Annotated in this window: 13 protein-coding genes and 2 pseudogenes; 4 read left to right on the forward strand and 11 right to left on the reverse strand. The window is 59.8% G+C overall.

What is annotated here, in order from left to right; translation table 11 throughout:
• The first annotated feature begins 21 nt into the window (after positions 1–21).
• Entirely contained in the window at positions 22–1,296 is a 1,275-nt protein-coding gene (locus tag ABJ99_RS25900; protein WP_054088217.1) for a glucarate dehydratase family protein, read from the forward strand.
• A gap of 102 nt (positions 1,297–1,398) precedes the next feature.
• On the opposite strand, the gene ABJ99_RS29465 is transcribed toward ABJ99_RS25900, so the two are convergent.
• The 5 genes and pseudogenes from ABJ99_RS29465 to ABJ99_RS25920 all read right to left on the reverse strand — a co-directional run bounded on the left by ABJ99_RS29465 (position 1,399) and on the right by ABJ99_RS25920 (position 4,832).
• Entirely contained in the window at positions 1,399–1,614 is a 216-nt protein-coding gene (locus ABJ99_RS29465) for a hypothetical protein (protein ID WP_230081100.1), read from the reverse strand.
• Positions 1,571–1,882: a hypothetical protein gene (locus ABJ99_RS29470; RefSeq protein WP_230081101.1), complete on the reverse strand. Its 312-nt coding sequence runs from the start codon at positions 1,880–1,882 to the stop codon at positions 1,571–1,573. The genes ABJ99_RS29465 and ABJ99_RS29470 overlap by 44 nt, the downstream gene beginning before the upstream one ends.
• 169 nt (positions 1,883–2,051) lie before the next feature.
• Entirely contained in the window at positions 2,052–2,360 is a 309-nt protein-coding gene (locus tag ABJ99_RS25910; protein ID WP_054088218.1) for a putative quinol monooxygenase, read from the reverse strand.
• 42 nt (positions 2,361–2,402) lie between these two features.
• Positions 2,403–3,587 carry an L-dopachrome tautomerase-related protein gene (locus tag ABJ99_RS25915; RefSeq protein WP_054088219.1) on the reverse strand — a complete coding sequence of 395 codons (1,185 nt, stop codon included), beginning with the start codon at positions 3,585–3,587 and terminating at the stop codon, positions 2,403–2,405.
• Between the two features lie 254 nt (positions 3,588–3,841).
• Positions 3,842–4,832 (reverse strand): annotated as a pseudogene (locus tag ABJ99_RS25920) (aldo/keto reductase).
• 168 nt (positions 4,833–5,000) lie between these two features.
• Here ABJ99_RS25920 and ABJ99_RS25925 point away from each other — a divergent pair.
• The gene (locus ABJ99_RS25925) at positions 5,001–5,576 is read left to right on the forward strand and encodes a TetR/AcrR family transcriptional regulator (RefSeq protein WP_054088220.1); all 576 of its coding nucleotides are present in this window, start codon (positions 5,001–5,003) and stop codon (positions 5,574–5,576) included.
• Positions 5,577–5,634: 58 nt separating this feature from the next.
• Here the strand turns inward: ABJ99_RS25925 and ABJ99_RS25930 are convergent, their stop codons facing one another.
• From ABJ99_RS25930 to ABJ99_RS25940, 3 genes are all read right to left on the reverse strand, one after another.
• Positions 5,635–6,609: a 5-oxoprolinase subunit C family protein gene (locus tag ABJ99_RS25930; protein WP_054088221.1), complete on the reverse strand. Its 975-nt coding sequence runs from the start codon at positions 6,607–6,609 to the stop codon at positions 5,635–5,637.
• Positions 6,606–7,478, reverse strand: coding sequence for a 5-oxoprolinase subunit B family protein (locus tag ABJ99_RS25935; protein ID WP_054088222.1), 873 nt, complete (start codon positions 7,476–7,478; stop codon positions 6,606–6,608). Before ABJ99_RS25935 ends, ABJ99_RS25930 begins: the two co-directional genes overlap by 4 nt.
• A gap of 100 nt (positions 7,479–7,578) precedes the next feature.
• A complete protein-coding gene (locus ABJ99_RS25940) occupies positions 7,579–8,334 on the reverse strand; it encodes a 5-oxoprolinase subunit PxpA (protein ID WP_054088223.1) in 756 nt (251 codons plus the stop codon).
• Between the two features lie 139 nt (positions 8,335–8,473).
• On the opposite strand from ABJ99_RS25940, the gene ABJ99_RS25945 reads away from it, so the two are divergent.
• The gene (locus ABJ99_RS25945) at positions 8,474–9,391 is read left to right on the forward strand and encodes a LysR family transcriptional regulator (protein ID WP_054088224.1); all 918 of its coding nucleotides are present in this window, start codon (positions 8,474–8,476) and stop codon (positions 9,389–9,391) included.
• Between the two features lie 10 nt (positions 9,392–9,401).
• Here ABJ99_RS25945 and ABJ99_RS25950 read toward each other — a convergent pair.
• A pseudogene (locus tag ABJ99_RS25950) lies at positions 9,402–9,620 on the reverse strand (LysR substrate-binding domain-containing protein); the annotation flags it as partial.
• Between the two features lie 11 nt (positions 9,621–9,631).
• Between ABJ99_RS25950 and ABJ99_RS25955 the strand changes: the two are divergent.
• Positions 9,632–10,036 (forward strand): RidA family protein, encoded by a 405-nt coding sequence (locus tag ABJ99_RS25955; protein WP_054088226.1) that lies wholly within the window; start codon positions 9,632–9,634, stop codon positions 10,034–10,036.
• A 27-nt stretch (positions 10,037–10,063) separates the two neighbouring features.
• Here the strand turns inward: ABJ99_RS25955 and ABJ99_RS25960 are convergent, their stop codons facing one another.
• The gene (locus ABJ99_RS25960) at positions 10,064–10,405 is read right to left on the reverse strand and encodes a hypothetical protein (RefSeq protein WP_054088227.1); all 342 of its coding nucleotides are present in this window, start codon (positions 10,403–10,405) and stop codon (positions 10,064–10,066) included.
• A 150-nt stretch (positions 10,406–10,555) separates the two neighbouring features.
• Complete coding sequence (locus tag ABJ99_RS25965) at positions 10,556–12,427, reverse strand: feruloyl-CoA synthase (RefSeq protein ID WP_054088228.1); 1,872 nt, start codon at positions 12,425–12,427, stop codon at positions 10,556–10,558.
• Between the last annotated feature and the right edge of the window lie 77 nt (positions 12,428–12,504).

Genomic DNA, 12,504 nt, shown 5'->3' on the forward strand with positions numbered 1-12,504 from the left:
GAACACTTGGGAGACCGCCTTTTGAAAATCATCCGTGTCACCGTGACCCCAATCGCCTTTCGCGACCCGCCATTGCTCAACGCCAGTGGCATTCATGAACCTTTCGCGCTGCGCTCGATCATCGAAGTAGAAACCGACAGCGGTTACATCGGCCTCGGCGAAAGCTACGGCGACGCCCCGGCGCTGGCCATTCAGCAACAGGTGCAGCCCCAGTTGATCGGCCTTGATCCCTTCAACCTCAATCAATTGCGCAGCATCGTTCAGGCGACTGTTGCAGCGCACAAACCTGCCAGCCTGGCCGGTGCGGAGCTGGCACCGGGCTCGCATGCCAGCAAAGCGGTGAGCAATGCCTACTCGGCGTTCGAAGTGGCCTTTCTGGATGTGCAGGCGCGTTCGATGAATCTGCCCCTGGTGGACCTGCTCGGCGGCGCGATTCGTGAGCAGATCCCGTTCAGCGCCTACCTGTTCTTCAAGTACGCGCAGCACATCGACACGCCCTACCCACCAGACAGCTGGGGCGAGGCGCTGAACGAAGAACAGATCGTCGCTCAGGCCCGGCGCATGATCGAGGCCTATGGCTTCAAGAGCATCAAGCTCAAGGCCGGCGCGCTGAACCCTGAACACGAGGTGTCGTGCATCAAGGCCTTGAAAAAGGCTTTCCCCGGTTACCCACTGCGCATCGACCCCAACGGCAACTGGTCGCTGGAAACCTCGATTCGCATGGCTGAACTGCTCGGCGATGACTTGCAGTACTACGAAGACCCGACCCCAGGCCTGGACGGCATGTCCGAACTGCACAAACGCACCGGGCTACCGCTGGCGACCAACATGGTGGTCACCGACTTCGACGAATTTCGCCGCAGCGTGGCCCTGAACAGCGTGCAGATAGTCCTCGCCGACCACCATTACTGGGGCGGCCTGCGCGACACCCAAGCGCTGGCGAAGATGTGCGACACCTTTGGCCTTGGCGTGTCGATGCATTCCAATTCCCACCTGGGCATCAGCCTCATGGCCATGGCGCATGTGGCCGCCTCGGTACCCCATCTGGATTACGCCTGCGACACACATTACCCGTGGCAGGAAGCGGACGAAGAAGTCATCAAGGGCGGCAAACTACCGATTGTCGACGGCTGCGTCAGCATCACCCGCGCGCCCGGCCTGGGCCTTGAGCTGGATTACGACCAGCTCGGCAAGCTCAACGACCAGTACCACAGCTGCGGCATTCGTCAGCGCGATGATGTGAAACAGATGCAGAAGTACCAGCCGGACTGGAAGGCCGTCAAACCGAGGTATTGAGCGTTGGCCCGAAAAACAAGGCCTGGTCAGTACTAAGCCTTATCTGCTTCAAAAAACCTGCAAACAATGACATTGACAGAAACCACATCACCGTCGAAGTGCTCAGCCTTTCATTGACAACATAGCAGTCTGACTGACCTGATCGTCAGTCATCTGGCCACTGTTTGACGCTTTTTCCAGTGCTGCGCTGGCGGTCATCAGTCCGGCATTCAGCGTAGCCAGAACTGTTTGCAGCGAACCTACCTTGGCCTGCTTTGCTTGAGGCGAGAGGCTGCTATCTGCCATCACGACTTGCAACTCGGCGGTTTTTTTCAGCAATTTGCTGCTTTAACTCACGAATACGGATCAGCGTGTTTTTGACGTTATCCGGCAGATTGCTTTCTTTGATATCGCGGTTCGGGTCGCTCTCGGCAGCAGACTTGTTGAGGCTGGCAGTCGACAGAGAAACTTTCACGCCTTCTGGCGCTACGGCGGTTTGCGAGCTTGTCGAAGACGCGATTGCCTGGTCTGCCGGCTCTGCTTTTGCGGCGTCCTTGAGCAATGACAGCTCACTCCCGGTACGGGTATTGGGGTTGATAGCAAGCACGGAAACTCTCTCTCAAGCAATGATTGAAACGTGTATCGGCGATGATACCTATCTCTTGAAAGATGTTGCCCGTCATACGTTCGAAGGTGTTTTTCCGGCCAGTTCGGGTATACGGCCAACGCGTTGGAAATGCCTGACGGGCCCGGACATGCCGGGCCCTGGTACAGACTCAGTCTGATACCTGATCAAGAAAAACAAGTTGCGGCGGCTCTGCAAGCAACTCGCTGCTTGCAGCGGCAAATTGTTGATAGTGGGGTGCTGCAACATGGGCGTTCAGTGCGGCCTGATCCTTGAAACATTCACGCATGTAGAACGTCCCCGGCTCGTCACGCTTTTCGAATAACACGTATTCGACATTTCCCGGCTCTGTTCGGGTAGGCGGCACCAGCGCCGATAACGCGTCTTTCAATGCGGACTCTTTGCCCGCTTTGGCTTTCAGTACCGCGATCAAGACCACTGGCTGTGTCGGCGTACCCATTATCAACTCTCCGCTATTCGATTCAGTTTTGATTCAGTTTGATCAAAGTGTAGGCGCGGGCCTGGCGTCGATTTTCACGCGCAGCAGACTGTACGGTTTTTCCCGTTTGTCCTGGCCTGCATTAAAACCCGCCTGACGGTGCAACTGATTGACGATGAAATACAGATATCCGTCCGGCCCCACCGACAGCGTGTCGGGCCACAACATGCGCGGATCGTGAGCGACTGTCTGCCAGACGCCGTTCGGCAAGCGCTTGCGTATGGCATTGTGCTCGTAGTCACCCGCATACACAGCGCCGTCTGCATCAGCCTCAAGACCATCGGAAGCGCCCTTTTCACCCAGGTCCTGAACGGCGGCTGCCAGTTGCTGCTCATTCACAGCGCTGTTGTTCAACAGCTCGGTGGCGACGGAATACAGGTGGCGGCTGGACAGTGGCGAGAAATACAGCGTCTTGCCATCTGCCGACAACGCAATGCCGTCTGCAGCTACATGGACCGGTTTGCGCGTTCCGTCCGGGCCATCACCCAGCACGGGCACGCCTTCGACAACAGGCACGAAAGCGGGATCAGCAGAGGTTGCCTTTGCCCCGCTCAGGCGCCGCACGGCGTGGCCGCTGGCAATGTCCATGACAATAATTGCCCCTGGCCCGCTCACCGATGAGTCAGTAACGTAGACAGTCCCCTGCGACCCTTGGCGAAAGTCGAAGCGCATGTCGTTGACGTAAGTGCTCGGCAATATGACGTTGTCCGGAAATATCAGCCGCTTGACGATCCGATTGCTGGCCAGGTCGACCGCAACCAGCTTGGCGCCCCGTGGTCGTGGGGAAGAAAACTCCGGCGCTGCGGTGTCGAGCAGCCAGACGCGGCCCTTGCCATCGGCAACCACGCTTTGCACGCTGATCAAACCGTCGCCGGGGTCTTTCGGGTTTTCCTGATTGACTGCCTGATCCGGATAAGCCACCACTTTGCCATCGCGAAGCTCGCCCACCGTAAACGGCACCTTGTCACCCCAGCGAGGGAAGTTGACGAAGATTCGCCCGGTTTCGGACACTGTCACGCCGGTAGGCATCGCATCGTAGAAGGCATGAACCTGCTCAAGCGGGCCAATGCTTTTGTCTGCCGGAGCGTTTTCAGGCAGTGCGGTGGCTGTCATGCCATAGGCCAATGAGGTTGCAAGACTGGTTGCCGAAAGGATGGTCAATGCTGCGGACAGGGTTTTTCGATGCATGTTTTTTCTCCTGATGAGCCAGCCAGGCTGTTCATCGACAGGACAGTTGGTGCGCACAGCGTGTAATGACGTTCGTCAGGACACACTGCTCAAGCATGATGGGGTAGACAGGACGGCGGACAGTTTGGTCTTTCTGGTTGCAAAGAAAAACGCGGGGAATACATTAACACTTTCAACAAAAGATTGAAGATCTGCGCTGACCGGCCTGCCTGAGCGCTGAAAAGCCCGAAAATCGGGCTGTTTTTCATGCACGGTCAGGCAGCGCTCGTTAACGACCTTGCCTGCACCGAGGGATCCAGAGCGCTGACCGCGTCAAGTCGCTGGAGTTGCTCGTCGGCCAGGGTCAGCGACAAGGCGCCGAGGTTGTCGACAATCTGCTCGTGCGTACGGGGCCCGATGATCGGCACCGCGCCGTGCGTGCCCGCCCAGGCGATGGCAACCTGACTGGCGCTGACGCCAAACTCAGCGGCTATTTCAAGGACGGTATCAAGGATCAGCGTACGCTGTGCCGAGTTTTCCGCCTGAAAGACCTTGCCGCCAAAACCTTCCGCCCGGCCTGTCTCGCCCTGTCGGTATTTGCCGGTCAGCATGCCGCCGCCCAGCGGCGACCAGGTCACGACGCCAAGGCCCAGCGCATGAGCGGCCTGGAATAAATCGGCTTCAGGCTCGCGATGGACCAGGCTGTGCTCGAACTGAGCTGCCGCCACAGGCCGCCACAGGCAGTGTGCGACTGATTTCGGCCAACGTCACAGCGCGAGCCAGCCGCCACGCCGGGAAGTTGGAAAGCCCGGCGTAAAGAATCTTTCCGGCACGGGCCAGGTCTTCAAAGCCCCGAATAATCTCTTCCATTGGTGTGACACCGTCCGGGTGGTGCGCCCAGTAGAGATCGATCCGGTCGGTCTTCAAACGCTTGAGACTTGCCTCCACCGAGGTCACCAACGCCTTGCGGCTGTTGCCAGTTGCGAGGCGGTTGGGCACAGGCGCGGCACTGTTAGTGAACTTGCTCGCCAGAACGAAATCATCACGCCGACCTTGCAGCAACGTACCGAGCAACTCTTCCGACTGGCCAAACTGGTAGACATCCGCGGTATCGATGAAATTGCCACCCGCGTCGGCATAAGCATTGAATATCGCCTTGCTGGCGTCCGGGTCGGCACCATAACCCCAGCCAGTGCCGAAGTTTCCAGTACCCAGTGCGACTTGGGAAACACTGAGCCCGGTTTTCCCAAACAGTTGGTAGTTCATGCTTTGTGCCTCTGGGTAAAGTCATCGGGAATCGGTCTGCGGCAATCAACGCCGGAACCGTCAATATAATTACGATCGACATCTTAACTGTCAACCGCTTTAATGATGGTCAACATCAATGCTATATTGACGGCCTGTCGAACGGAGCAGACGAAAGAGGCAACGCACATGAGAGTCACCAAAGCGCAGGCTCAGGCAAACCGGGCACATATTGTCGAGACGGCAGCCGTCCAGTTTCGCGAGCACGGTTACGACGGTGTCGGGGTGGCGGATCTGATGGCAGCGGCAGGCTTTACCCATGGCGGGTTCTACAAGCACTTTGGTTCGAAATCCGATCTGATGGCTGAGGCAGCGGCCTGCGCGATCTCGCAGACGGCGGAGAAATCGAAGGCTATCGATCCTGCGCAGTTCATCGATTACTACTTGTCCAGAGAACACCGCGACAACCCCGGAACAGGCTGCACCATGGCTGCGCTCTGCGGCGACGCAGCGCGACAGTCAGTGGATGTCAAACAGACATTTGCGGACGGCATCGAGCAGATGCTGGCGGCCTTTGCGCCCGTAGACGCTGACGATGAGACACGCCAGCGGGCACGGGCAAACACCATTGATACATTCGCCCATGCGCTGGGCGCGGTGCTGATGTCGCGCAGTTGCCCGGACCACTCACCACTGGCGGACGAGATACTCGACGTCTGCCGCACCCGATTGCTCAAGCAACTGACGCCCGCGCAGGCCGACTGACGGACTCGCGAGAGAAAGCTGGCAGGACACTACCTCTGCGCCCTGCCCGCTGATCGCGTCAGGACGCAAACAGCTTGCTCAGGCAGGCGAGTTTCTTTTTGTACGATTTTCGCGCCAGCAAGGCATCTTCCAGAGTGACCGCGACAAAGCGGGCTTTCTGGTTTGGCTGCATCTGGCCGATCAGGTCAAGGTCGGCGCTGATCACGGTGCCGATCATGGCGTAACCGCCGCCCGAAACGGCATCCCGGTGCAACACGATGGGCTCCAGTCCGGCCGGGACCTGAATCGAACCTATCGGGTAACAACTGTCGACAATGTTCGAGGGATCGGAGCCTGCGCCGAACGGCTGTTCGCGAGGCTGAAAGGTCAATGCGCGGCCCCCCTTGAAGCGATAACCGATGCGGTCGGCTTCAGAGCCCACCGTCCACGACTCGGAGAAGAAGCTGGTCGCGGCAAACTCGGTCAGGCGTTCGTAATACAAGCCTGGCACCACGCGCAGGTAGACCTCGCCGCCCAGCGACTGGCGCAGCGCCATGGGCAGACTCGCCCCGGCACGCCCTTTGCCGCTGGGAGTGCCTATCGGCAACTGGTCGTCAGCCGCCAGCCTGCGACCCTGAAAACCGCCAAGCGCGCCCAGTGTGTAGGTCGAACGGCTGCCTAGCACCAGCGGCACATCGATACCGCCCGCGACTGCAAGGTAGGTACGCGCACCGTCCTTGGGAAAGTCGAAACGCAATACCTGCCCTGCCCTGACCGCAAAAGCGGTGTCATGGTGCATCTCCACACCGTCCAGCCGCGCGGCCATGTGTGCCCCACAGACGGCTGCCAGCGTGTCGCACTGAAACTCCAGTTCCGGCCCGACCAGTGTGCACTCCAGCGCTGCGGCGCCTGGCGGATTGCCGACCAGCTGATTGGCCGCGCTGAGCGCGTACTGGTCGAGCGCGCCCGACGGTGGAATGCCCAGGTGGTAATAGCCTTCGCGGCCAAGGTCCTGAATTGACGTGGCCAGGCCCGGTTTGATGACCTTGATCATGCCAGCACCTCCTGCAACGATTTGGGATAACCGACCGGATCGGCCAGAAAGGCATCCAGGGAAAACTCGACCGGACGAATGCGCAGATCGAAGCGCCCCGCTTCTACCTCGGCCACGGCACGGTCATAAGCCTCACGGTCGACCGGCTTGAATTGCACGATATCGCCCGGCCGGAAAAACACCATGTGCTCTTTCAGGTACGCCAGCTTTTGTTGCGGGTCATAAATGGGGGCCGGGGTAACGCCGAACATCTGATAACCGCCTGCCCCGCGTACCGAGTAGATACAGCCGAAGCAACCGCCGTGTCCCAGCGTCAATTTCGGCGTGTCGGTGCGCGGACGCAGGTATTTGGGCACCTGCAACTGTCGTTCACGCTCGACCATCTGGAACATGAACGGCAGACCGGCGACAAAACCGACCATCGACACGAACCACGGCGCGCCGCTGTGCGCTGCGATGAAGGCCTCCACATCGGCGAGGTTGTTGATCCGGGCAGCGTACTCCAGGTCCGTGGCGCTCGGGTCCTGGTGCCGGTCACGAAAGCGCATCAGGGTTTCGTGAGTCCAAGGATCGTTGTAGAGCACCGGAATCTCGATGATCCGGGTTTGCAGGGTTCGCTCGGCGACCGCCCCGGCCTCCGCTTCGCGTACCGCCTCGAGCAATGCGTGAGGCGCGACACGGTCCGGATCGAAGCGGATCTGAAACGATGCGTTTGCCAGGCACACGTCCAGCACGCCGTCCAGCGCCAGGCGCTCGACCGCGCGGGTCACGGCCATGCCGGTGAAAAAAGCCTCCAGCGACATGCTGTCACTGACCTCGGCAAACAAGTGCTCGTCGGCACCAAAGCTGTAGCGAATCGGATCAGCCATGTCTGTTCCTTTTGGAATCGTTGTAGAAAGGCAGGCAAAGATCGGTCAACGGGCTCGTGTGTCTGTGCGCACGATGCCATCAGGATTCAACGTGCGTGATTTACCGCGGCACGCGCACCTCGATGCCGGCCTGGTCCAGCGCGGCCCGCGTGGCTTCGGCGAGTGCCAGCGCTCCAGGTGTGTCGCTGTGCAGGCAGATGGAATCGAACGCAATGGCCAGATCCTGCCCTTCGACCGTCCGCACCAACCCTTGCTGACAGGCACGAACCACACGCGCCGCGACTTCAGCCGGGTCGTGAGCACGCACGTTGCGGGTAAACACAATCGAACCACTCAGGTCATAGTCGCGATCTGCATAGAACTCGCGGATCACCGGCTGGCCCAACTCCTCGGCGATGTTGCAGATTACCGAGCCGGGCATGCAGTAGAGCAGCAAATCAGGCTCCAGTCGTTGCAGGTTTTCCACCAGCAGCCGGGCTGCCTCTTCGTCGCGGGCCAAATGCATATACAGCGCGCCGTGGGGTTTGAAGTGTTGCAGTGCCACACCCTGAACCCGCGCCAGTTCGCGCAGTGCGCCCAACTGGTAGAGCATGTCGTCGACCAGCTCCTGCGCCGGGGCATTGATGTGCCGCCGACCGAAACCCACCAGATCGCGGAAACCGGGATGCGCACCGATGGCGACACTCAGACGCTTGGCCTGCTCGATCGTGCGACGCATGGTGCCGGGGTCGCCGGCATGGAAACCGGTAGCGATATTCGCCGAACTGATGAACGCCATCAGTTCGGTATCCACACCGTCGCCAATGGTCCATGCGCCAAAACTTTCACCCATATCCGAGTTGAAATCCACCTGCATGGCGTTGCTCCTGGGGCTATCGAGTTGATGGAAACCACGTTAGATTCACCCTCACCCCTTGGGAAGATCTATTAACAGATACGCTGTCTTCTGAAAAACAGATACTCCGCTAACTCGAATAACGCTGACTGGAGTCACTATGTCCCTGACCCTGCGCCAGGTTCGCTATTTCGTCGCAACCGCCGAGATCGGGCAGATTTCGCAGGCGGCCATTCACCTGAATATCTCTCAGTCGGCCGTCACCACGGCAATCAAGGAACTGGAAGGCATGCTCGGCACGCTGTTGTTTCAGCGCTCGGCGCAAGGCATGAGCCTGACCGAAGCCGGCCGGCACTTTCTCAATCGCGCCTACGTGATTCTGCGCAGCGTCGACGACGCGCTGAACAGCCCAATGCCGGATATCCGTGCCAGTGGTGTCTTGCGGCTGGCTGCCAGCTACACGGTCATCGGCTATTTTCTGCCACACCACCTGCAACGCCTCGAACACTGGTACCCCGACGTCGCCATCGAAGTGCATGAGCAAGAACGGCAGTCCATCGAACAGGGCTTGCTGGAGGGCCGCTTCGACATGGCTGTGGTGCTCACGGCAAACCTCACTCACCCGGAGATCGTCTCGGAAACCCTGTTCAATTCCGAGCGCCGTCTATGGCTTTCGAGCCATCATCCACTGTGCCAGCGCGCCTCCGTCAGCCTCGCCGACGTGGCCAGCGAGCCCTACATCCTGCTGACCGTCGACGAGGCCGAACAAAGTGCGATGCGCTACTGGGAAACGGCCGGTCAGCAACCCGGCGTCCGGGTGCGCACCAGTTCAGTGGAAGCCGTGCGCAGCATGGTTGCCAATGGCAGCGGCGTAGCGATCCTCTCGGATCTGGTGCATCGACCCTGGTCACTGGAAGGCAAACGCATCGAAACAAGGACCGTCACCGACAAAGTCACGCCCATGAGCGTCGGCCTGGCCTGGCCTGGATCACGCGAATTGAGCCCGGCAATGCAGGCATTCCGCAGCTATTTTCACGACGCATTTCTGGCCCCGCAGCAGTTGTCTGCCCGGCGTTGAGGCGGAGCGGTTACCGTGGCGGGTGCATCGGCGCATGCTCGGCCATCAACGCCATGATCCAGTCAATGAACACCCGCACCTTGAGGCTGACATGCCGGTTCGGCGGAAAGGCGACGTACATCGGCATGCTATCCAGCCGCCAGTCATCGAACAGGCGAATCAGAGTGCCGCTCTGCAGATGCGTACGGGCCATGTAGTCCGGCAGCCAGAGGATGCCCATGCTTCTGATGGAGCCACCCCATGAGCCAACGTGACATTGTATTTCCAGCAGGTCGCCAGGCGCTGTATGAGCGCAACCACTATTCTCCGGCCATTCGTTCGGACGGTTTTCTGTTCGTGTCCGGGCAAGTCGGCAGCCGAGAGGACGGTTCGCCTGAGCCGGATCTGGAAAAGCAGGTGCGCCTCGCGTTCAGCAATTTGAACGCGATTCTGCTGGCAGCGGGATGCACGTTCAATGATGTGGTCGACGTGACGGTGTTCATCGTCGATCCAGCGTCGACGTTCGAGCGGATCTGGAGTGTGTTTCCGGAGTTCTGGGGTAACGCGCCGCACCCGACCCTGACCGGCGTGGGCGTGACCTTGCTGTACGGCTTCGATTTCGAAATCAAAGTCATCGCCAGGTTGCCGGGTAACTCAGCGAAATAAACCCGGCGCAATAGCGCTGCCAGTCGCTCAGCGGATGCGAATGGGTACCACGCAGTCGCCGGTCACGGCAGCAGGCTCTTCGAATTGCTCGAAGAACTGTCCGGACACAACATGCTCCAGAAACTGCGCCTGATCTTCCGTCACCGCGCGTCTGGGGGTGTAACCCTCGGCGTCAGGCACGGCGAACAAGCGGGCCTTGCGCTCATGCGCAACTGCGATGAACGCCCTTTTCTCCTCGAGGGACATCTGCGAAAAGTGGTCAGACAGACTTTCCAGCGAGCGTACCGCCAGATCCTGGTCGAGCTGATTGTCATCCGTGAACATCAAGTGCCAAACGAAATCGAAAGAAAGCTCAGCGAGGACTCGCATAGACCGGGCTCCGTAGTGTTCAGAGGCGCGAGATTCCTCGCTCGCCACGATTCGGTCAAGTGCTAAAAGACGATCTGTGTCAAATGCGCTGCTTAAAGCCGACAGACAGCGTCTTTTACGCGCTATCAGGCAGTTGAATATGCTGAAACGTCACGTCATTGCCCCTGCACTCAACCTGTGAGGATCCTCATTGCGGTACAACGCTTCGACCTTCGTCGCGCGCCATTGCAGTACGACGCGCTGGTTGATCGAGCCTTTGTCGGTGATTTCGCCTCGATCGATCGACGCAGGCTCATCCAGCAACACAATCCACTCAAGGCGGCTTGCGTTGCCGGTAGCCCCAAGGTTCAGGCGCGTAAGCCATTCAGCGAACCATTGGCGCACCGGCGCGCTGGTGAGGACCTCGGCATCCGTGACTTGCGGGCCCAGCCCGGCCAATTGACGGCACTCGTGAACCCGCGGAAACACCAGCGCACCCAGGCATTCACGATCCGGAGCGGCGATGACCACGTCCTGAACATAAGGTGAGCCTTCGAGCACCGCACGATTGCGCATCGGCCCGACACTGACAAATACCCCCGACGACAGCTTGAAGTCTTCCGCCAGACGCCCGTCGAACATCAGCCCCAGGTGCGGCGCGGAGGGATCGGCGAGTTTGATTGCATCGCCGGAGCAGTAGAAGCCCCGGTCATCGAACACCTCGGCGGTCTGCTGCGGCGATCGCCAGTAGCCCGGCATGATGTGCGGCCCGCGAAAACGGCCTTCCAGCTTGCCGTCGACCGGCACCAGACAGACTTCGCACCCCGGCGCAGGCAGCCCGATATAGCCGGCCATCGACAGCGGTCCGGTGGTGAACGTGCAGGAAGGCGCTGCTTCGGTCATGCCCAGCCCGGCCATCATGCGGATGCGCTCGCCACAATGCTGCTCGGCGACCCGGTCAAGACGGTCCCAGACGCTTTGCGACAGGCCGGCAGCGGCGAAGAAAAACAGCTTCATACGCGAGAAAAAGCGCTCACGTAGTTCGCCATCCTGCTCCAGTGCGCTGACCAGCTCCTCCCAGCCTTTGGGCACCGTAAGATACGCGGTGGGCGCGATCTCCTTCAGGTTGCGTAGCGTCTCGCCAAAGCCCTTGACCGTGGGCTTGCCATTGTCCAGATAAAACGTGCCACCGTTATAAAGCACGATGCCGACGTTGTGGCTGCCGCCGAAGGTATGATTCCACGGCAGCCAGTCCACCAGCACCGGCGGCTCTGTGCCGAACACCGGAAACGTCTGCAACAGCATCTGCTGATTGGCGCACAGCATGCGTTGGGTGGTGATCACCGCCTTGGGCAGTCGCGTCGAACCCGAGGTGAAGAGGAATTTGGCTATGCTGTCCGGCCCGCTGGCCTGAAAAGCGGCCTCGGCTTCCGGGCCACCCGCCTGTTCGAACAGACTGGTAAAACTTATCTGGCGTCGGCCGCTCAATCGGCCGCGCACAGTAATGATGGGTATGTCGGCTGGAATCACCGCATCGATCGCGCGCTGAAAAGGCGCTGCATCGCTGACGAAAATCAGGCCCGGCTGCAATACATCGCAGACGTGGCGTAATTTGGCAAAGTCCTGGGACAGAACCGAATAGGCCGGAGAAACCGGGCAATACGGAATCCCGGCGTACATTGCCCCCAGCGCAACCTGTAAATGTTCGATGTCGTTGCCCGACAGCAGCACGAGCGGTCTTTCGGCTGACAGGCCGTATGTGAGCAAACACTGGGCAATGGCCCGAACGTCGGTCAGCATGTCGGCATAACTGACCTTGCGCCAACCGCCGAAACTGTCACGGGCGGCAATAAAGGTCTGTTGCGGACGAACCCTGGCCCAATGCACCAGGCGTTCGAGCAATCGCTCGGGGTATTCGGCGAGCGGCTCAAGCGCACGCATGTGCACAATGCCCTGCTCTTCGCGGACCTCGATAGCCGGGTGGCCGATGGCGACCTCACGGTAACGCGGCTCGCGGGATGATGATCTGATTTCGGAACTCATGTGCGTTCTCCCCATCAAGGCGCGCATTCGCCGGACGGCACCTGGCCGTCGGGAGATGAGCGCAGCAGCGCCGGGCT

The sequence above is a fragment of the Pseudomonas syringae pv. cilantro genome (assembly GCF_001293775.1).
Classification (GTDB): domain Bacteria; phylum Pseudomonadota; class Gammaproteobacteria; order Pseudomonadales; family Pseudomonadaceae; genus Aquipseudomonas; species Aquipseudomonas syringae_P.